The 18,618-nt window shown below is 70.3% G+C and carries 19 protein-coding genes; 9 read left to right on the top strand and 10 right to left on the bottom strand.

All coding sequences use genetic code 11. The features are described 5' to 3' along the window. Positions 1 to 755 precede the first annotated feature (755 nt). On the top strand, positions 756 to 2,711 hold the full coding sequence (locus tag ABZU32_RS37540) for a substrate-binding domain-containing protein (RefSeq protein ID WP_354930623.1): 1,956 nt from the start codon (positions 756 to 758) through the stop codon (positions 2,709 to 2,711). A 205-nt stretch (positions 2,712 to 2,916) separates the two neighbouring features. Here ABZU32_RS37540 and ABZU32_RS37535 read toward each other — a convergent pair whose 3' ends face one another. After that, on the bottom strand, positions 2,917 to 3,408 hold the full coding sequence (locus ABZU32_RS37535; RefSeq protein ID WP_354930620.1) for an Lrp/AsnC family transcriptional regulator: 492 nt from the start codon (positions 3,406 to 3,408) through the stop codon (positions 2,917 to 2,919). A 469-nt stretch (positions 3,409 to 3,877) separates the two neighbouring features. Between ABZU32_RS37535 and ABZU32_RS37530 the strand changes: the two genes are divergently transcribed. Next, positions 3,878 to 4,792 carry a phenylalanine 4-monooxygenase gene (locus ABZU32_RS37530; protein WP_354930617.1) on the top strand — a complete coding sequence of 305 codons (915 nt, stop codon included), beginning with the start codon at positions 3,878 to 3,880 and terminating at the stop codon, positions 4,790 to 4,792. 187 nt (positions 4,793 to 4,979) lie between these two features. On the opposite strand, the gene ABZU32_RS37525 is transcribed toward ABZU32_RS37530, so the two are convergent. From ABZU32_RS37525 to pstS, 5 genes are read right to left on the bottom strand one after another with little or no spacing between them, the layout of a single operon-like run. Then, complete coding sequence (locus ABZU32_RS37525; protein WP_354930614.1) at positions 4,980 to 5,696, bottom strand: response regulator transcription factor; 717 nt, start codon at positions 5,694 to 5,696, stop codon at positions 4,980 to 4,982. 21 nt (positions 5,697 to 5,717) lie between these two features. After that, the gene (gene pstB / locus ABZU32_RS37520) at positions 5,718 to 6,494 is read right to left on the bottom strand and encodes a phosphate ABC transporter ATP-binding protein PstB (RefSeq protein ID WP_354852983.1); all 777 of its coding nucleotides are present in this window, start codon (positions 6,492 to 6,494) and stop codon (positions 5,718 to 5,720) included. A gap of 13 nt (positions 6,495 to 6,507) precedes the next feature. Further along, the gene (pstA, locus tag ABZU32_RS37515) at positions 6,508 to 7,395 is read right to left on the bottom strand and encodes a phosphate ABC transporter permease PstA (RefSeq protein ID WP_354930611.1); all 888 of its coding nucleotides are present in this window, start codon (positions 7,393 to 7,395) and stop codon (positions 6,508 to 6,510) included. Beyond that, the gene (pstC, locus tag ABZU32_RS37510) at positions 7,392 to 8,372 is read right to left on the bottom strand and encodes a phosphate ABC transporter permease subunit PstC (protein ID WP_354930608.1); all 981 of its coding nucleotides are present in this window, start codon (positions 8,370 to 8,372) and stop codon (positions 7,392 to 7,394) included. The genes pstA and pstC overlap by 4 nt, the downstream gene beginning before the upstream one ends. 4 nt (positions 8,373 to 8,376) lie before the next feature. Further along, positions 8,377 to 9,483, bottom strand: a complete 1,107-nt coding sequence (gene pstS, locus ABZU32_RS37505) for a phosphate ABC transporter substrate-binding protein PstS (RefSeq protein WP_354852978.1) — start codon at positions 9,481 to 9,483, stop codon at positions 8,377 to 8,379. Between the two features lie 231 nt (positions 9,484 to 9,714). Between pstS and ABZU32_RS37500 the strand changes: the two genes are divergently transcribed. Continuing rightward, complete coding sequence (locus ABZU32_RS37500; protein ID WP_354930605.1) at positions 9,715 to 10,227, top strand: low molecular weight protein-tyrosine-phosphatase; 513 nt, start codon at positions 9,715 to 9,717, stop codon at positions 10,225 to 10,227. 272 nt (positions 10,228 to 10,499) lie between these two features. On the opposite strand, the gene hisN is transcribed toward ABZU32_RS37500, so the two are convergent. From hisN to aroA, 3 genes are all read right to left on the bottom strand, one after another. Continuing rightward, positions 10,500 to 11,285: a histidinol-phosphatase gene (hisN, locus tag ABZU32_RS37495; RefSeq protein ID WP_354852975.1), complete on the bottom strand. Its 786-nt coding sequence runs from the start codon at positions 11,283 to 11,285 to the stop codon at positions 10,500 to 10,502. A 252-nt stretch (positions 11,286 to 11,537) separates the two neighbouring features. Next, entirely contained in the window at positions 11,538 to 12,599 is a 1,062-nt protein-coding gene (rsgA, locus tag ABZU32_RS37490) for a ribosome small subunit-dependent GTPase A (protein ID WP_354930602.1), read from the bottom strand. After that, positions 12,569 to 13,846 carry a 3-phosphoshikimate 1-carboxyvinyltransferase gene (gene aroA / locus ABZU32_RS37485; RefSeq protein WP_354930599.1) on the bottom strand — a complete coding sequence of 426 codons (1,278 nt, stop codon included), beginning with the start codon at positions 13,844 to 13,846 and terminating at the stop codon, positions 12,569 to 12,571. Before aroA ends, rsgA begins: the two co-directional genes overlap by 31 nt. A 115-nt stretch (positions 13,847 to 13,961) precedes the next feature. Here aroA and ABZU32_RS37480 point away from each other — a divergent pair, with 115 nt between their 5' ends. Both ABZU32_RS37480 and ABZU32_RS37475 read left to right on the top strand, forming a co-directional pair. Further along, positions 13,962 to 14,756 (top strand): SOS response-associated peptidase, encoded by a 795-nt coding sequence (locus ABZU32_RS37480; RefSeq protein WP_354930596.1) that lies wholly within the window; start codon positions 13,962 to 13,964, stop codon positions 14,754 to 14,756. 176 nt (positions 14,757 to 14,932) lie between these two features. Then, positions 14,933 to 15,265, top strand: coding sequence for a TraR/DksA family transcriptional regulator (locus tag ABZU32_RS37475; protein ID WP_354930593.1), 333 nt, complete (start codon positions 14,933 to 14,935; stop codon positions 15,263 to 15,265). Between the two features lie 46 nt (positions 15,266 to 15,311). On the opposite strand, the gene ABZU32_RS37470 is transcribed toward ABZU32_RS37475, so the two are convergent. Further along, positions 15,312 to 16,058, bottom strand: a complete 747-nt coding sequence (locus ABZU32_RS37470; RefSeq protein ID WP_354852967.1) for a methyltransferase domain-containing protein — start codon at positions 16,056 to 16,058, stop codon at positions 15,312 to 15,314. 235 nt (positions 16,059 to 16,293) lie between these two features. On the opposite strand from ABZU32_RS37470, the gene ABZU32_RS37465 reads away from it, so the two are divergent. The 4 genes from ABZU32_RS37465 to ABZU32_RS37450 all read left to right on the top strand — a co-directional run bounded on the left by ABZU32_RS37465 (position 16,294) and on the right by ABZU32_RS37450 (position 18,594). Further along, complete coding sequence (locus ABZU32_RS37465) at positions 16,294 to 16,899, top strand: sigma-70 family RNA polymerase sigma factor (RefSeq protein ID WP_354852996.1); 606 nt, start codon at positions 16,294 to 16,296, stop codon at positions 16,897 to 16,899. A gap of 79 nt (positions 16,900 to 16,978) precedes the next feature. Further along, complete coding sequence (gene rsrA / locus ABZU32_RS37460) at positions 16,979 to 17,248, top strand: mycothiol system anti-sigma-R factor (RefSeq protein ID WP_354852965.1); 270 nt, start codon at positions 16,979 to 16,981, stop codon at positions 17,246 to 17,248. Positions 17,249 to 17,422: 174 nt separating this feature from the next. After that, the gene (locus ABZU32_RS37455) at positions 17,423 to 18,355 is read left to right on the top strand and encodes an NAD-dependent epimerase/dehydratase family protein (RefSeq protein ID WP_354930590.1); all 933 of its coding nucleotides are present in this window, start codon (positions 17,423 to 17,425) and stop codon (positions 18,353 to 18,355) included. A gap of 116 nt (positions 18,356 to 18,471) precedes the next feature. Beyond that, the gene (locus ABZU32_RS37450; protein ID WP_354930587.1) at positions 18,472 to 18,594 is read left to right on the top strand and encodes a hypothetical protein; all 123 of its coding nucleotides are present in this window, start codon (positions 18,472 to 18,474) and stop codon (positions 18,592 to 18,594) included. Positions 18,595 to 18,618: the final 24 nt, after the last annotated feature.

Genomic DNA, 18,618 nt, shown 5'->3' with positions numbered 1-18,618 from the left:
TAAGCTTTCCAGCGCCGATGGTACTGCACCGGGGACGGTGTGGGAGAGTAGGACACCGCCGGACAAAACTTGATAGATAGTTATGTGTGTTATGCAAGGTAGGCCATCCACGGTGTGGATGGCCTACCTGCGTTTATGGACCATTTCCGCCACAGGCCCCGGATCGGCTGTTACGACCCCTGGCGCCCACCTCGGGACTCCCATCCCGCGGGCCGGCCAAGACCCAGGACCCAGGGGAACCGGCACATCCGTGCCCGCCAGGGGCAAGCGAATGGGACCCGCCCGGCATATGAGTGGGTGGTCCGAGGGTCGCTGCCCACCCCGATCGTCAGTCCGACAGATACGGCGGTAGTGAGGTGTCAGTCCGTCAGATGGGGCGGTAGTGAGGTGTCAGTCCGTCAGATGGGGCGGTAGTGAGGCTGGCGCGGGGGACCGAGTTGGTAGGGCTGGGGGCGGGCTCGTCCTACTGCTCGGTCTCGGCTGGTTCGCTCGCAACACGGCCGAGTCGGACTACGTTCTCAGCGCCTTGGCCGGCCGCCGCGTCCCGACATTCACAAGGGGCGGTATCCAGGGACGTACCGGAGTGGTGGTCGCGGTGGTGGGCCGTGCGTCCGAGGGTCTGACAATCGGAGTCAATCCGTTATTCAGGTGGCCGATCGGAGTGGGGTTCGCCGACCAGGGGACACGCTACGCTTCCCCGTACCTGGGGGAGATCTTCGTTGAGTGTCCTTTGTTGGCGTTAAGGGCGTGACGTCGTGACAGGCAGGCATCGTAATCCCGATCCCCTCGACGGTGACGCGTGGAGCCAGGAGGCGCCGTCCTGGCGCGACCGGTTCGCGGGCTTGCTGGAAGCGGCGAGGACGTCCGGCCCGCTGGCCACGGTCCGCAGGCGGGCCGTCGTCGCGCTCTCGCTGGGCGTCGTCCTGCTGGCGTCATTGGTGGGCGGGGCGTATGCGCTGGTGAGCCGTTCGGCGTGCGCCGAGCATCCGCAGTTGCGGGTGATGGCCGCACCGGAGATGGGGCCGGCGCTCCAGCAGGTGGCCGAAAGGTACGCCAAAGACGGCGGTTGTGCCTCGGTGACGGTGCTCACCGGTAGTCCTGCCGATGTGGCCGACAAGTTGGCGCTTCGCAAGGATCTCCTGGACGTATGGGTGCCCGACGATTCGGTGTGGGTGGACCTGGCGAAGGTCCAGGGGGCCGATCGCGAGCTGTTCTCCCCAGGAACGTCGATCGCACGCTCGCCGGTGATCATGGGGGTGACGGAGAGGACCGCCGTCAAGCTCGTCGCCGGAGGAGAGCAGGCCAAGAAGGGGTCCGGCCACGACAGGCCGGCTGACGGCAAGAAGGCTGCCTCAGGCGGCTCGGACGGGGCCGACGCCGACGATCCCGGTGACCGTGACGAAGCGGGCGACGCTGTCGGAGTGAGTGAAGCGGACGCGGAGGCGGGGCTGGCGGTCGGGGAACTGGCGCACGTGCGGGCTTCGTGGATGTTGCTGGTGCCCATGTCGTCGACCAAGAAGAGGCTGCCGAAGGCGTCCACGACCCTGCCTGCTCCGAGCAGGTTCGCGTCAGGGCTGGTCGCGCTGGACGCGTTGAACACGGCCGTGGCGGACCGGCCCGCCGCGCTGAAGATCGTGCAGGGCATGACGACGAACCTGAAGCGGTCGGTCCTTCCCTCCCGGGAGGCGCTGTTCGACCTCGTCGAGCGGCCCGCCAAGGGCACCGATCCGATCATCGTGGACAGCGAGCAGGCCATCTGGCGGCACAACGGCGCGCGGACGGACGGTCTGGTGGTGGGGCTCTATCCGGAGGAGGGAACGCTGGCCCTGGACTATCCCTACGTCCCGATGACCAAGGACGCCGTCAAGATGCGGGCCGCAGAGGAGTTCCGCGGAGTGGTGCTGTCCGGCACCGGCCGCGCGTTGCTGCAGGCGTCGGGGTTCCGTGATCCGTCCGGCAGGGCCGGGGCCGCCATGGACGAGCGGCATGGCGTGCGCGTCGAACCTCCGGAGGAGATCACGGCTCCGGTCGCCATGACGCGGCTGCGGTCGCTGCTGTCGATGAGGCTGCTTCTCGCCGACACCCGCAATCTGCTGCTGCTGGACGTCAGCCGCTCGATGGGGAAACAGATCCCGGGGATGGGGGCCACGCGGGTGCGCGCCCTGGCGGACGTCGCCGCGGCGGGGGTCCGCGCACTGCCGCAGGGCGGCGACATCGGCCTGTGGATCTTCGCGACCGGCCTGGACGGCGACAAGGACTACAAGGAACTGGTGCCGGTCGGCCCGCTGCAGCAACGTGGGCCCGAGGTGGAACGGGCTCTGCGCGAACTGCCCGACCACATCAAGGGCGACACCGGCCTGTACGACGCGGTGCTGGCCGCCTTCCGCTCCGCCTCGGCGCGCCAGGTCAAGAACATGCTCAGCTCGGTCATCGTGTTCACCGACGGGCGGGACGACGACCGTCACGGCATCAAGCTCAACGAGTTGCTGGCCACGCTGCAGAAGGAGTTCGATCCCGGCCGGCCCGTCACGATCACGTTGATCGGTTACGGCGAGGACGCCGACGCGGCGGAACTGAAGCAGATCGCCCGCGTGACGAATGGCGCCGCCATGGTCGCCAAGTCGTTCGACCAGGCACAGCAGATCTTCCTCCAGGCTCTTGCGAACCGGGTCTGCCTGGACAGGGAGAGATGCGACTCCCAGGAGGGCTGAGCCCAGGGCTCTCTCTCGACCTGGATACGCGACCGGTCCCCGGTTCTGCTCGGGTCCCCGGTTCTACTCGGGTCCCCGGTCCTGCTCAAGGGCCGGTCCTGCTCAGGTCCCGGGCCCGCGTACGTGGTGGTCTGTGACAGTGGCCGCGTCAGGCCGGCCGCGAGGTGGTCAACTCCATCATTTCTGTCAGTGGTGGACGGCGCCGTCATTCGGGGTCGGGGCGGGTGGCGGCTCTCAGGAGGGGTTCGACGCGGTAGGGCACCTGTGTCGAGAGGGCGATGGTGGTGTCGGTGCGCTGGACGGCCGGGGAGGCCAGGACGCGCGCGATGATCTCCTGAAGCTGGACGGTGGAACGCGCCACCACGCGGCAGAGCAGGTCGGCCTGGCCGCTGGTGCCATATACCTCCAGGATCTCCGGGACGGCTCCCAGCGCCTCCACAGCCTCCGCCAGCCTGCCTTGGGAGATCTGCAGGGACACGAAGGCGAGGATCGGATATCCCATGTCGGCGGGGACGACCGTCGGGCCGAAGTCGCCGATGACGCCGCGGGCGAGAAGCTTGTCGACGCGGGCCTGAACGGTGCCTCGGGCCACTCCCAGCAGGCGCGCCAACTCGGTCAGGCCGATGCGCGGATGCGCCCGCATGGTGGTGAGCAGCCGGGCGTCCAGAGGATCGACGGGACCATGAGCCGTAGGCATGGCCCGAGGGTACGGCCTCGTCACGACCAAGGACCACGCCACGTCCAAGGACCAGGTAGCCCATCGAGCCAGGACCGGGACAGCGGGATCAGAACGAGCCCTCCCGGCATGCAGGCGGGTGGTCCAGCCGTGGCTGCCACCCCGATGGCCAATTCGTGGGCGGCGGTACCCGTGGGCGGCGGTGGCGATGGTGGCGGTACGGGTGGGCGGTGGCGGCAGCGGTACCCGTGGGCGGTGATGGCGGTACCCGTGGGCGGCGGCGGTACTCGTGGGTGGCGGTGGCGGTACCCGGCGGTGGCGGTCGGGGTGGAGGGTGCCGGTGGCTTGTGAGGGGTGGACAGGGGGGTGCGGAGGAAGGGTGGGCGGATCGACCAGTGTTGGGGAGGTCTGAGGGGGCTGCTCTGGTGGGAATGACCATCTCGAGTGGCCGCTCTTGCCAGCGAAACCCCCGATTGCCGATATTTCTGTCATGTTCGAAGAAGCCCAATACTTCGCCCCGGTGGCCACGCGGGAGGACGGGTCCGTCGTCGTCGAGCTGGCGGCGAGCCACCCCGGGGTCGCGGATCCCGCCTACCGTGAGCGCCGCAACGCCATCGCCGCCCTCGCGCTGAACCACGTGGCCGGACGGCCGGTTCCCGTGGTGGAGTACACCGAGCGGGAGCACGAGGTCTGGGCCCTGGTCGCGCGGGAACTCGCGGTCAAGCACCGTGCGTACGCCGCCACGGAGTACCTGCGCGGGTTCGAGCGGCTCGGGCTTCCCACCGACCGCATCCCGCAGCTCCAGGAAGTGGGCGACCTCCTCGCGCCGCTCACCGGCTTCCGGTACCTCCCGGCCGCGGGCCTGGTGCCGCTCCGCGACTTCTACGGCGTGCTGGCCGATGGCCTGTTCCACTCGACGCAGTACATCCGCCACCACTCGGTGCCGTTCTACACTCCCGAGCCGGACGTGATCCACGAGGTGATCGGGCACGCCAACGCGCTGGCGTCCGACCGGTTCGCGGGCCTCTACCGGCTCGCCGGCGCGGCCGCCCGCAGGGTCGAGACGCAGGAGGCGCTGGAGTTCGTCTCCAAGGTTTTCTGGTTCACGATGGAGTTCGGCGTGCTCGCGGAGAACGGGGAAGACCGCGCGTACGGCGCCGGGATCCTGTCCTCCTACGGCGAGATCGAGGAGTTCCGCGGCATGGACATCCGGCCGCTCGACATCGGCGCGATGGGCACCACCGCGTACGACATCACCAAGTACCAGGACGTGTTGTTCCGCGCGGAGTCGCTCGCCCATCTGGAGGACGTCGTCGGCGCGTTCTGGGAGAACTGCGACGATGAGGTCATCTCCCGCATCGCCGCCGACCACGCCGCCGACCGGGCGGTCGTCACCGGCTCCTGAGGGGCCGGTCAGACCGCCACGGCCTTGAGGCGTCCGAGGCGGCCGGCCTCGTGTCCGCCGGCCTCGTGTCCGCCGGCCTCGTGTCCGCCGGCCTTGTGTCCGCCGGCCGGCGGCGGGTCGGTCGCTCCCTGGCCGGCGCCGCCGGTGCCCGGCCGGGAGGATCGGCCGGGCGATCGTCGCCTGGCGGTCAGGCGGGTGTCACCAGGCGGTAGCCGACCCCGCGTACCGTCTGTATCAGCTGGTCGTCCTCGTCGCCGAGGCGGGCGCGCAGGCGTTTGACGTGCACCGCGATGGTGTTGGTCGACATGCTGTCCGCGGCGTGCCAGACGTGGCGCATGATCTGCTCGCGCGTCACCGTGCGGTCGGCGTTGCGCATCAGGTAGTGCAGCAGCTCGAACTCGCGGAGTGGCAGGTGGACGGGCGACCCGGCCACGCGCACCTGGTAGGCGCCGACGTCGAGCTCGACGCCTCCCACGGTGAGCACCCCGCGCCCCGCGACGTCCCCGGGGAAGGCCGCCTGCACGAGCGGCAGCAGCTCGGGCACGCGGTAGGGCCGTGCGACGCACGCGGTGGCGCCCGCGGCGAGGGCCTGGACGGCCTGCTCGGCGTGCCCCTCGCCCACGCCGAGCAGCACCGGCACGGCCCGGGCGAGCCGGACCGCCCGGACGAAGTCGACCGGCCCGATGACCGGCAGCGTGGCGCTCACGAGCACCACGTCCGGCCGGAGGGCGCCCGCTTGGAGCAGGGCCTGCGCCCCGTCCAGGACGCCCGCCACGAGGATGCCCTCGCGCTCGAGCGCCGACGCCAGTTCCCGCACCAAGTCGGCGTCGGGATCGGCAACCAGCAGCATGGGCGCCGGCCGAGTGTCCCCGTCCACTACAGGTGCCGCCTGCGGCTGGCTCACACCATCTCCTTTACGAGCGGGTCATCCGAAGCGCCCGGTGATGTAGTCCTCGGTCGCCTTCTGGGTGGGGTTGGTGAAGATCTTCGAGGTCTCGTCCATCTCGACGAGCTTGCCGGGCTGGCCCTGGCCGGCCAGGTTGAAGAACGCCGTCTTGTCGCTGACCCGCGCCGCCTGCTGCATGTTGTGGGTGACGATCACGATGGTGTAGTCGTTCTTCAGCTTGGAGATCAGGTCTTCGATGGCCAGCGTCGAGATGGGGTCCAGCGCCGAACAGGGCTCGTCCATGAGCAGGACGGCGGGGCTGACGGCGATGGCCCTGGCGATGCACAGACGCTGCTGCTGGCCGCCGGACAGGCCGGAGCCGGGCTTGTTGAGCCGGTCCTTGACCTCGTTCCACAGGTTCGCGTCCTTGAGCGAGGTCTCCACGATGCCCTCGGTCTCGGAACGGGACACCCGGCCGTTGAGGCGCAGGCCGGCGGCGACGTTGTCGAAGATGGACATCGTCGGGAACGGGTTCGGCCGCTGGAAGACCATGCCGACCGTCCGGCGCACCGAGACGGGGTCGACCTCGGTCCCGTAGAGGTCCTGGTCCTCCAGCATGATCTTGCCTTCGACGCGGGCGCCCGGGATGACCTCGTGCATGCGGTTGAGCGTGCGCAGGAAGGTCGACTTGCCACAGCCGGACGGGCCGATGAAGGCGGTGACCGAGCGGGGCTCGATCGTCATGGTGATGCCTTCGATCGCCTTGTGCGATCCGTAGTACGCGTCGAGGTCGGACACCTCGATCTGCTTGGCCATTGTCGAAAACCCCTTATCGGCCCTTGGCGGGAGAGCGCCACCACGAGATGAGGCGCGCCACCAGGTTGAGCAGCATGACGAACAGGATGAGGGTGAAGGCTCCGGCCCATGCCCTGTCGATCGCGGTGTCGTTCGGGCGGCTCATCTGGTCGAAGATGTAGAGCGGGAGGCCCATCTGGGGCCCGTGGAACGGGTCCGGGTTGATGGAGTCGGTGATGAACACCGTCAGCAGCAGCGGCGCCGTCTCGCCCGCGACGCGGGCGATGGCCAGCATGATGCCGGTGATGATGCCGGTGAACGCGGTCGGGAGCACGATGCGCACGATCGTCTTCCACTTGGGCACGCCCAGCGCGTACGACGCCTCGCGCAGCTCGTTGGGGACCAGGCGCAGCATCTCTTCGCTGGACCGGACCACGGTCGGCATCATCAGGATGGACAGGGCGAGCGCCCCGGCGAAGCCGGAGTAGCCGAGCCCGAGGATCAGCACCCAGAACGCCAAAATGAACAGACCGGCCACCACGGAGGGGATGCCGGTCATCACGTCGACGAAGAAGCTGATGGAGCGGGCGAGGCGACGACCCCGGCCGTACTCCACCAGGTAGATCGAGGTCAGCAGGCCGATCGGCACAGAGATCAGCGTGGCGACCCCGACCTGCTCCAGCGTGCCGAGAATGGCGTGGTAGGCGCCGCCGCCCGCGTCGCGCGGGCCGATGTTGCGCATCGAGTGGGTCAGGAACTCGACGTCGAACCGGGCGAGCCCGTTCTTGATCACCAGCCAGAGCACCGACACCAGCGGGACGACCGCGATGGCGAAGGCCAGCCAGACCAGCCCCTGCACGATGCGGTTCTTGACCCGCCGGCTGACGGAGACCGGAGTGATGACACTGGGCGACATGGTCATGCGGCGGCCCTCGAGTACTCCTTGCGGCGGGCGATGATCAGGCGCGCGGCCATGTTGACCACCAGGGTGATCACGAACAGGATCAGACCTGAGGCGATCAGCGCGCCCTGCCCGATCGGGGTCGCCTCGCCGAATCCGTTGGCGATGTTCGCGGCGATGCTGTTGCCGCTGTTGGACAGCACCTTGAACGTGATGTCGAAGGTGGCGGGGAAGATCAGCGCGACCGCGATGGTCTCGCCCATCGCCCGTCCGAGGCCGAGCATCGCGGCGCTGATGACGCCGGGACGCCCGAACGGCAGCACCGACATCCTGATCATCTCCCACCGGGTGGCGCCCAGGGCCAGCGACGCCTCCTCCAGCATCGTGGGGGCCTGGAGGAACACCTCGCGGGAGATGGCGGCGATGATCGGGAGGATCATGATCGCCAGCACGAGCGCGGCGGTCATGATCGACTTGCCGTAGACGCCGTCACCCCCGAACAGCGGGATCCAGCCGAGGTAGGTGTTGAGGAAGGTGTAGGGGCCCTTGACCAGCGGGACGAGGAACAGCACGCCCCACAGGCCGTAGATGACGCTGGGGACGGCCGCCAGCAGGTCGATGACGTAACCGAGGACCCCGGCGAGGCGGCGCGGCGCGTAGTGCGAGATGAACAGCGCCACGCCGATGGCGACGGGCACCGCCATGATCAGCGCGAGGAAGGAGCTGATCATGGTGCCGAACGCCAGAGCCGCGATGCCGAAGGCCGGCTGCGTCGCGTTCGGCGTCCAGTTCTTCTCGGTGAGGAAGTTCGCGGTGTTGGCCTGGAGGGCCGGAACGGCCTTCACGATCAGGAAGATCGCGATGGCCGCCATGATGGCGAGCAGGAGGATGCCGGCGCCGGTCGTCGCGAACCGGAAGGGGCCTTCGCCGCGACTGCGCCGGAAGGCGGACCGGCCAGTGGCCGGCCCGCCCTCGCGTGTACGAAGTGGCGTGGCCATCGAGTTAGGAGATCGCCTCGACGGCCGTGCGAACCTTGGTGACCAGGCTGGCCGGCAGCGGCGCGTAGCCCAGGCTGGTCAGGGCCTGCTGGCCCTCGTCGCTCGCGGTGTAGGTGAGGAAGGTCTTGACGAGCTTGGAGTCGTCGGCCGACAGGCCCTTCTCACAGGTGATCTCGTAGGTCACCAGGACGATCGGGTAGGCGCCCGCGGTCTTGGTGGCGTAGTCGATCGAGAGCTTCAGGTCGTTGCCGGTGCCCTTGATCTCGGCGGCCTCGACGGTCTTGGCGGCGCTCTCGGGGGTGAGCTCCACGAACTCGCCGGAGCCGTTGGAGACCTTCGCCTTGGTCAGGCTGGAGTTCTCGGCGTAGGAGAGCTCGACGTAGCTGATCGTGCCCTCGGTGCCCTTGACGGTCTGGGCGATGCCGTCCGACCCCTTGGCGCCGGTGCCCTTGGCCTCCGCGGGCCACGCCTTGGCGGGCTCGTAGGGCCATTCGGCGGTGGCCTTCAGGAACTTGGTGAAGTTGTCGCTGGTGCCGGACTCGTCCGAGCGGTGGACCGCCTGGATCGCGGTGGACGGCAGCTTGGCGTCGGGGTTGTCCTTCTTGATCGCCGCGTCGTCCCACTTGGTGATCTGGCTGTTGAAGATGCCGCCGATGGTCGCCGGGGACAGCTGCAGGTTGTCCACACCGGGCAGGTTGTAGACGACCGCGACCGGGCCGATCACCATCGGCAGGTTGATCGCCTTGCCGGTCTTGCAGCGCGCGTCGGCCTGCGCCGGCTCGCCCTTGTCGTCCTTGAGCGCCGAGTCGGAGCCGGCGAACGCGACGGTGCCCTGGATGAAGGCCTGCACGCCCGCGCCCGAGCCGCTGGGCTGGTAGTTGATGCTCACGCCGGGGTTCGACGACTGGAACGACTTCTTCCACTCGGCGATGGCGTTGGCCTGAGCCGAGGAACCGGCCGCGTTGATGGTGCCGCTGAGGGCACCGCCGCCCGCGTTGCTCGCGGGGGCCGAAGCGGCGTCGGTGCCACCGCCGTTGTTGTCGGTGCCGCACGCAGCGAGCGAAAGCACGCCGGCGATGGCGGCTACGGCGAGCCGGCCTGCATACTTCACGTCTGTTGTCCTTCCACGTTGTTCTCTTAACGGGTAGGACGGTAGGCAGCGAAGATGACTTGATTCCCGGTTCAAGGTGAACGAAGAATGAACGGGCCGGGTCACTATCGTGGTGAACGTTCCATGACGCTCTACCCGCCCATGGTGTTGGCGGCATGATGGTCTACCTGCGCATGGTGTTCGCGGGGCCACCGGCGCGACCATGGGCGTTCATGGCCCATCATGGCGTTCATGACGCGCGTATGCCTGGTGTGCATGGGGAACATCTGCCGCTCGCCGATGGCCGAGACCGTCCTGCGGCGGGTGCTCGCGGACCACGGGCTCGATGACCAGGTGACCGTCGACAGCGCCGGCACCGGCGGGTGGCATGCGGGCATGCCCATGGACGAGCGCGCGCTGTCGACGCTGTCCTCCCACGGCTACGACGGGTCCGGCCACCGGGCCCGGCAGTTCGAGGCGCGGTGGTTCGCCGAACGCGACCTGGTGCTGGTCATGGACGCCGACAACCTCAGGGCGCTGCGCCGGCTGGCGCCCCCCGGGGCCGAGGTCAGGCTGTTCCGCTCCTTCGACCCGGCCGCGCCCGAGGGGGCCGAGGTGCCCGACCCCTACTACGGCGGCGCCGAAGGCTTCCTCGACGTGCTCACCATGGTCGAAGCCGCCTCGGAGGGGCTGGTGAAGCACCTCAAGGAGCGCCGGTCCCCGCAGGTCGACCTAGCATGCCGCCCGCCATTGGACGGTCGCTGATACGCGACTGTTCCCGCACGGACAGTAACGTTCGCGGGGATGTGCCGTAGCGTCGGGGAAACGACGGCGAGGAGGAGGGGCGATGCTCCCAGGGTGCGGAAACTGTGATTGCTACCTCGACGACCGGGTCATCTCACGACCCCCCGACGAGCGCTGACCGGCGTTCACCGGCGGGCGGTGCGGGCGCTGACCCGCACCCGGCAAGACCGCCTGGTACCGGCCGGCGGGTGCCGGCCGGCGGGTGGCGCAGGCGCTGACCCGCGCTCCGGCCGTCAGTCGCCGAGGCGCTTGAGGACCTCGGGATGCAGCATGGGGTTCGCGCACACCATGCTGCCGCCCTCGACGTCCGGCGCGCCGGAGAGGTCGGTCCACACGCCGCCCGCCTCTTCGACGATCACGGTGAGCGCCGCCATGTCCCAGGCGGACAGCTCGGGTTCGGCCGAGATGTCGACCGCGCCCTCGGCGACCATCATGTGCGACCAGAAGTCGCCGTAGGCGCGGGTGCGCCACACGGCCCTGGCCAGGCCGAGGAACTCCTGAAGGCGGCCGCGATCCTCCCAGCCGCCGAAGCTGGAGTAGGAGAACGACGCGTCGTGCAGGCGGCTCACCGAGGAGACCTGGCAGCGGGACGCCTTGGTCAGGCTGCGCCCGGTCCACGCGCCGCCGTCGCGCGCCGCCCACCAGCGGCGGCCGAGGGCCGGCGCCGAGACCACGCCGACCACGACGCGCCCGTGCTCCATGAGGGCGATCAACGTGGCCCATACGGGGACGCCGCGCACGTAGTTCTTCGTGCCGTCGATCGGGTCGATGATCCAGCAGCGGGAACCGTACCCGCTGGTCTTGCCCATCTCCTCGCCGACGACGGCGTCGCGCGGGCGGGCTCGCCGCAGCGTGCCGCGGATGGCCTCCTCGACGGCGCGGTCGGCGTCGCTCACCGGGGTGAGGTCGGGTTTGGTGTCGACCCGCAGGTCGACGGCCCGGAACCGGCGCATGGTCAGGTCGTCGGCGCTGTCGGCCATCATGTGGGCCAGTCGCAGGTCGTCGCTATAACCCGTCACAGGGACAAACGCTATCGTGCCGCCGCCCGTTTCAGCAGTCCTGTCCGGCTTCGAAGCGTCGCAACCCCGTCATGCTGGGTCACCTCATCCCGCACGGCGCGTCGTCCACGAAGCATGGCGATACGCCGCGTACTCCACGTCTCCGTTGAACATGGCGATACGCCGCGTATCTCGCGTAGCCCCTGAAGCATGGTGATAGGTCGTGTTCTCCGCGTCTCCGGTGGAGCCGGAGGAAACGCCGCGGGTGCCGCCTCAGTCGTCGTCGGGTTCGCCGTCGCGGCTGGCGAGCAGGCGGCGCAGGGACGCCAGGCTCATCGGGTCGGCGTGCCCCTCGGCCACCCACGCGTCCAGCGAGCACTCCTCGCTGCGGTGGGTGCAGCCCTTCGGGCAGTGGACGGTGCCCTCGGCCAGGGAGGGGAAGGCCGCGAGCACGTTGTCGACCACCACGTGGCCGAGGCCGAAGCTGCGCACCCCGGGAGTGTCGATGATCCACCCGCCGCCGGGCAGCTCGAGGGCGACCGCGGAGCTGGAGGTGTGGCGCCCGCGGCCCGTGACCGCGTTGACGTGCGAGACGGCCCGCCCGGCGTCCGGCACCAGGCCGTTGACCAGGGTGGACTTGCCGACCCCCGAGTGTCCGACCAGGACGCTCAGCCGGTGGTCCAGTCTCTCGCGCACGGGGTCGAGGTCGCCGCCTTTGCTCACCACCAGAAAGGGGACGCCTAGCGGCTCGTAGCGGGCGACGAGGTCGTCGGGCGCGGCCAGGTCGGCCTTGGTGAGGCAGAGCAGCGGCTCGATGTCGGCGTCGAACGCGGCCACCAGCAGGCGGTCGATCATGCGGGGGCGGGGCGGCGGGTCGGCCAGCGCCGTGACGATCACCAACTGGTCGGCGTTGGCGACGATGGGGCGCTCGACCTCGTCGGTGTCGTCGGCGCTGCGCCGCAGCATCGACGTGCGCGGCTCGACCCGGACGATGCGCGCCAGGGTGTCGGGCCGGCCGGAGGTGTCGCCGACCAGGCTGACCAGGTCGCCCACCACGATGCCCTTGCGGCCGAGCTCGCGGGCACGCATCGCCGTCACCGGGCGCGGCGGATCGTCCCGCCTGCCGCGGCCGTCGACGCCGGTCTCGGTGACCCCGCCCCCGACCAGGCAGGTGTAGCGCCCCCGGTCGACGGCCACGACGAACCCGGGGACGGCGTCCTCGTGCGCGGGACGGCGCCTGGTCCTCGGCCGGGACCCCTTGCCCGGCCGGACCCGTACGTCGTCCTCGTCGTACTCCCGTTTCCTCAGCGGGCTTCCTCCAGCATCAGGGCCCACATGCGGGCGAACTCGGGGAGGGTCTTGGCGGTGGTCGCGATGTCCTCCACCTCGACCCCGGGCACGGCCAGGCCGATGACCGCGCCGGCCGTCGCCATGCGGTGGTCGGCGTAGGAGCGGAACACGCCGCCGTGGAGCGGGCGCGGGCTGACCACCAGGCCGTCGGCGGTCTCGGTGACGTCGCCGCCCAGGCCGTTGATCTCGGCGGCGAGCGCGGCGAGCCGGTCGGTCTCGTGGCCCCTCAGGTGGGCGACCCCGCGCAGCGTGCTGGGCGAGTCGGCGAGCGCGGCCAGCGCGGCCAGCGTCGGGGTCAGCTCGCCGACGTCGTGCAGGTCGGCGTCGATGCCGCCGATGCGCCCGGAGCCGGTGACCCGCAGATCGCCGCCGACGCGGGTGACGGTGGCGCCCATGCCGGCCAGCAGCGTGCGCAGCGCGTCACCGCCCTGGGTGGTCTCGGACGGCCAGCCGGGGATCGTGACCGAGCCGCCGGTGATCAGGGCGGCGGCCAGGAAGGGGGCGGCGTTGGACAGGTCCGGCTCGACGGTGAGGTCGCGGGCGGCGATCGGGCCGGGCTCGACCCGCCAGACGTCCGGCTCGGTGTCGTCCACGCCGACCCCGGCCGCCCGGAGCATCTGCACGGTCATCTCGATGTGCGGCATCGACGGCACCGGAGGGCCGTTGTGGCGTACGGTGACGCCCTTCTCCAGGCGCGGGGCGGTCAGCAGCAGCCCTGAGACGAGCTGGGAGGAGGCCGAGGCGTCCAGCGTCACCTCGCCGCCGGTGAGCGGCCCCCTGATCGTGAAGGGGAGGGCGTCGCCCGTGACCTCGGCGCCGAGGGTGCGCAGCGCGGCGAGGATCGGGCCCATCGGCCGCGTGCGGGCGTGCGGATCGCCGTCGAAGGCGACCTCGCCGTCGGCCAGCGCCGCCATCGGAGGGACGAAGCGCATCACGGTGCCGGCGAGCCCCACGTCGATCGACGCGCCGCCGCGCACGGGGCCGGGCTCGACGTGCCAGTCGGCGCCGAAGGCGGACTCCTCCGAGGAGGTCAGCCCGGCTCCGAGCGAGCGGAGCGCGGCGACCATGAGGTCGGCGTCGCGGCTGCGCAACGCGCGCCGGACCGTGCCCGGGCCGTCGGCCAGGGCGGCGAGGAGCAGGGCGCGGTTGGTCACCGACTTGGACCCGGGCAGCTGGACGGTCGCGTCCACCGGCCCGTGGGCCACGGGCGCGCGCCACAGGGGAGCTGACATAGCCCTGAGCCTACCGGGAGCCACCCCTCGCGAGGGGTGACGCCGGCCTCGCCCGCGCAGGGCCGTTCGTGCGTGAGGGGACGCGCGAGGCGCGCGAGTGCGGCAGTCTATGGGCATGTGCGGGAGATACGCGTCGGCGCGCAAGCGCCAGGAGTTGCTCGAGGAGTTCACCGTCGCGGAGGACGGGGCGTCCGATGAGCTGAAACCCGACTACAACGTCGCCCCCACCAAGAAGGTCTACGCCGTGATGGAACGGCCCCCGGGCAAGGGCGAGGGCGCGGGGGGCGGCGACGCCGGCGGCGAGAAGCGCGCGGCGGACGCCGGCGACGGGCCGGGAGAGCCGGTCCGGCGGCTGGAGGTGGTCAAGTGGGGGCTGGTGCCGAGCTGGGCCAAAGATCCTTCCGTCGGCTCCCGCATGATCAACGCCCGGGTCGAGACGCTCACCGAGAAGCCGTCCTTCCGCAGGGCCTTCGCCAAGCGCCGCTGCCTGATCCCGGCCGACGGCTACTACGAGTGGCACCGGACCGACAAGAAGACCAAGCAGCCCTACTTCATCCACCCCGAGGACGGCGGCGTGATGGCCATGGCGGGGTTGTACGAGTTCTGGAAGGACCCGACCCGCGCCGAGGACGACCCGCTGAAGTGGCTCACCACCTGCACGGTGATCACCACGACGGCCGAGGACCACCTGGGGCACATCCACGACCGCATGCCGGTGATCATCAAGCGCGACATGTGGGCCGACTGGCTCGACCCCGGGCGCACCGACCCGGCGGAGGTGATGGGCCTGCTGAAGGACGCCCCGCCGAGCGGGCTCGCCGCCTACCCGGTGTCCAGCGAGGTCAACAGCGTCCGCAATAACGGCCCGCACCTCATGGAGCCGGAGAGTTCCGAAACCGCGTTGTTCTGAGCCCCGGGCGGTGTAAGACCCCGGCGGAACGGGCATCCGGTGAGGAAGGCGATGACGTGCCGGAACAGAGTCCTGGCACAGCGTCACCGCTCAGAGGTGGGAAAGACGGCCAGGCGGGATGTCCGGGGGGTCCCGTCCCAGGCTTCACCCCGTTTCCTTCCCGGAGGTGCGGACTCGTGGACGACGCGACCGCTCGTGCCCAACTGAAGAACATGCTGGCCGAACTCGACCGGTCCATCATGGTGCTGCGTGGTGACCCCGTCGCCGTGGCGGACAGGTCGGCGGCCGACGCCGGGTCCGACCTCACCGGCGCCGACCGGGCCCAGGCCATGATCGATGTCGCGACGCGCCATCGCACGGCCGTGGTGGACGCCCTCGAACGGCTGGACGCCGGCGTCTACGGCAGGTGCGTCGACTGCGACAAGCCCGTGCCGGAGGGCCGGCTCGCCGCCCGGCCCGAGGCGGCCCGTTGTGTGAGGTGCCAGTCCGAACGCGAACGCCGCCGCTGAGCCGACACCGGCCGGCCGCGTACCCCGGCCTCAGGAGACAGAACGGCTAGCGCGGCCTGCGGGCGCTCGCCACCAGGTGGATCCCCACGGTGTCGTCGTCGTCGGGGTGGGCCTCCAGCTCGGTGCGGACGAGCCAGTTGAGCGCGCGCGTGTCGGCGGCCAGCACGTGGTCGACGGTGGAGGGCGACAGCACCGTGCGCGGCCGGATCCACTCCACCTCCAGGCCGGCGTCGGTCAGCAGCTCACGCAACTGGACGCTGCTGAAGCAGCGGGTGATGCTGCCGTCCGGCCACGGCACGAGCATCACCTCGCCCGTGCCGGTCTGGCACAGGTGGGCCCAGTAGTTCTGCTCGGCCATGATCGCCATGCCGAGCACCAGCGAGTCGACGCACGCCAGCACCCGGCCGCCGGGCCTGAGCACGCGCACGACGTCCTCGATCGTGGACTCGGCCATCAGCTCCAGCGACAGGGCGCGCTCCTCGGCGATCACCGCGTCGACCGAGGCGTCGGGCAGGAACGACAGGTCGTCGGCGCGCACCCGGCGGATGCGGTTGGAGGCGTCGCGCAGGCCGGGGGCGGAGGGACGGCGGAAGTCGACGACCTCGATGACGTGGTGTCCCGCGCCCGCCGCCTGGACGGGCCAGCGCCCGCGGCCGCCGGACAGGTCGAGCACCAGGCCCGGCCGGTCGGGAAGCCACCGTTTGAGCTGCTCGGCGACGACGGCGTGGTAGAAGGTCCAGTACGGCCCGAGTGCGCCTGAGCCGTTCAGTTCGTTGGCTGGGATGGGCAGCACAATGGCTCCTGGACGGTCGGGGCTCCGGGGAATCGCTACCAGCCGGTACGTATCTTTTTCCCCGTACCGGGTCGTTCGTCACCTTCTACTTACCGGGAACAGATGCTATGCCTCGCGTGTTGCAGACGCGTGTAAACACGCGAGGAGGTTCCGTCCCATGCTGATGGCCGAGGTCGGCGATCGGTCGATCGTGCGCAAGCCGGTATTCTCGGCTGTGTACGGCGCGTATAAGGGGGTGGGTCCGGTCTCCAAGACAGCCGAGGAGACTCTGGAGCAGCGCAGTGAGCGGTTCGAGCGTGACGCCATGCCGTACCTCGACCAGCTCTACAGCGCGGCGCTCCGGATGACCAGGAATCCCGCGGACGCGGAGGACCTGCTTCAGGACACCTTCGCCAAGGCCTTCGGGTCCTTCCACCAGTTCCAGGAAGGCACCAACCTCAAGGCCTGGCTCTACCGCATCCTGACCAACACCTTCATCAACAGCTACCGCAAGAAGCAGCGGGAGCCCAAGCAGGCCGGCACCGAGGAGATCGAGGACTGGCAGCTCGCGCGCGCTGAGTCGCACACGTCGGGCGGCCTGAAGTCCGCCGAGGTCGAGGCGCTGGAGCACCTTCCTGACAGCGATGTCAAGCAGGCGCTCGCCGCCCTCCCCGAGGATTTCCGGATGGCGGTCTACCTGGCCGATGTCGAGGGTTTCCCGTACAAGGAGATCGCCGACATCATGGGCACTCCCATCGGGACCGTGATGTCCCGCCTGCACCGCGGGCGGCGCCAGCTGCGGACGCAACTCGAGGATTACGCGCGCGAACGCGGGCTTGTGCGATCGGAGGACCCGTCGTGATGCAGTGGGGTGACACCGGCCGATCATCGAGGAAGGGCGGCCGCGGAGACGGCGCCGGCGCGTCGGCGGGGTGTCGGTCATGAGCTGTGGCAACCCGCACGACACCGACTGCAAGGAAGTGCTGGACAAGGTCTACACCTTCCTTGACGGCGAGCTGGACGAGAGCCGGCGGTCGGACATCAGGCAGCACCTCGACGAGTGCGGCCCCTGTCTTGAGGAGTACGGCCTGGAGCAGGTCGTCAAGCAACTGGTCGCCAAGCACTGCGGCTGCGACCCCGTCCCCGAGGACCTGCGGTCCAAGGTGCTCAAGCGCATCCAGGCGGTACGCTCCGAGCTCGCCGCCGACTGAACGGCCACGCCCGCCGAGCACGCACGGCCCGGCGCGGACGACCGCGGCGATCACGCGGTCGCGCCGGGCACGGGGCCGGGGCCGGCGGGCGGCCCGGTCCGCGGGGGTTCCGGCCTTCCAGGACACGGGTCCTGCGCCCCGGGCCGGTGTGAGGAGATCGCCTAAGATACCGGGATGCGGCTTCTCGTAACCGGCGGTGCCGGCTTCATCGGCTCGACCCTCGTCGACCGCCTGCTCGCGGACGGCCACGAGGTGGCCGTCGTCGACGATCTGTCCTCGGGCGACCTGGCGAACCTCGCCGGCGCGCGGGAGCACCGGCGGTTCCGGTTCCACGAGCTCGACGTCCGCGATCCGGCCCTGCGGGGGCTGATGGGCGAGTGGCGCCCCGAGGTGGTCTGCCACCTCGCCGCGCAGATCAGCGTGCGCGCCAGCGTGGCCGATCCGGTGCACGACGCCCGGCTCAACGTCGAGGGCACGGTCAACATGCTGGAGTCGGCGCACGCCGCCGGGGCCAGGAAGGTCCTCTACGCCTCCTCGGTCGCCGTGTACGGCCGCCCGGCCGTGATCCCTGTCCCGGGCGACGCCGCCACCGACCCGCGCTCGCCGTACGCCGCCTCCAAGCTGAGCGGCGAGCTGTACCTGTCGATGTTCCGGGCGCTGCACGGCCTGTCGTACACCACGCTGGTGCTGTCGAACGTCTACGGCCCCCGCCAGTCGCCCGCCGGGGAGGCGGGCGTGGTGTCGATCTTCACCGACGCGCTGCTGCGCGGCGCGCCGACGGTGGTCTACGGCGACGGGTCCCAGACGCGCGACTACATCTTCGTCGACGACGTCGTGGACGGGTTCGTCCGGGCGTGCGGCGACCGCGGCGACGGCCGCAGGTTCAACCTCGGCACCGGCGTGCAGACCACCGACCGCGAGCTGCACTCCCTGGTGGCCTCCGCCGCGGGCGCGCCCGACGAGCCGAGGCCCGAGCCGGCGCGGCTCGGTGACCTGCCCGCCATGGCCGTCGACCCGGCGCCGGCGATCGACGGGCTCGGCTGGCACCCACGCACCGACCTGCCCACCGGCCTGAAGGCCACCGTCGAATGGGCCAGATCTCGTTAGCTACGGGTAGTGGTTTGATTACGCTTTGGATGCGATTCTTCGACTTCCCCTGCGCGTCACCTCCGCTTCTGTAGCCTGAATCCGGATTCGAGGGGAGGCGGCACATGGTGAAGGCAATGGCCACACGCCTGGTGGCGGCCGTGAGCGTCGGCGGCCTGGCATGGGCTCTGGGCGCGCTAGCTCTGGTGGTTCTCACGGGGGGCGCCCTCGGCGTGCCCACGGGCATTTCCTGGACCTGAGCGCGTGCTCGTGACGGCCCGAGG

It is taken from the genome of Sphaerisporangium sp. NPDC005288 (genome assembly GCF_040607475.1).
Classification (GTDB): Bacteria; Actinomycetota; Actinomycetes; order Streptosporangiales; family Streptosporangiaceae; genus Sphaerisporangium; species Sphaerisporangium rhizosphaerae.
This window is presented reverse-complemented; position numbering and strand designations above follow the sequence as displayed.

What these genes read in the sequence shown, in the direction of transcription:
- ABZU32_RS37450 (WP_354930587.1), top strand. Translation starts at nt 18,472, where the DNA reads ATGGCCACACGCCTGGTGGCGGCCGTGAGCGTCGGCGGCCTGGCATGG.
- ABZU32_RS37455 (WP_354930590.1), top strand. Translation starts at nt 17,423, where the DNA reads ATGCGGCTTCTCGTAACCGGCGGTGCCGGCTTCATCGGCTCGACCCTC.
- pstA (WP_354930611.1), bottom strand. Translation starts at nt 7,395, where the DNA reads ATGACCATGTCGCCCAGTGTCATCACTCCGGTCTCCGTCAGCCGGCGG.
- pstC (WP_354930608.1), bottom strand. Translation starts at nt 8,372, where the DNA reads ATGGCCACGCCACTTCGTACACGCGAGGGCGGGCCGGCCACTGGCCGG.
- aroA (WP_354930599.1), bottom strand. Translation starts at nt 13,846, where the DNA reads ATGTCAGCTCCCCTGTGGCGCGCGCCCGTGGCCCACGGGCCGGTGGAC.
- pstB (WP_354852983.1), bottom strand. Translation starts at nt 6,494, where the DNA reads ATGGCCAAGCAGATCGAGGTGTCCGACCTCGACGCGTACTACGGATCG.
- ABZU32_RS37500 (WP_354930605.1), top strand. Translation starts at nt 9,715, where the DNA reads ATGACGCGCGTATGCCTGGTGTGCATGGGGAACATCTGCCGCTCGCCG.
- ABZU32_RS37530 (WP_354930617.1), top strand. Translation starts at nt 3,878, where the DNA reads ATGTTCGAAGAAGCCCAATACTTCGCCCCGGTGGCCACGCGGGAGGAC.
- ABZU32_RS37535 (WP_354930620.1), bottom strand. Translation starts at nt 3,408, where the DNA reads ATGCCTACGGCTCATGGTCCCGTCGATCCTCTGGACGCCCGGCTGCTC.
- ABZU32_RS37480 (WP_354930596.1), top strand. Translation starts at nt 13,962, where the DNA reads ATGTGCGGGAGATACGCGTCGGCGCGCAAGCGCCAGGAGTTGCTCGAG.
- rsrA (WP_354852965.1), top strand. Translation starts at nt 16,979, where the DNA reads ATGAGCTGTGGCAACCCGCACGACACCGACTGCAAGGAAGTGCTGGAC.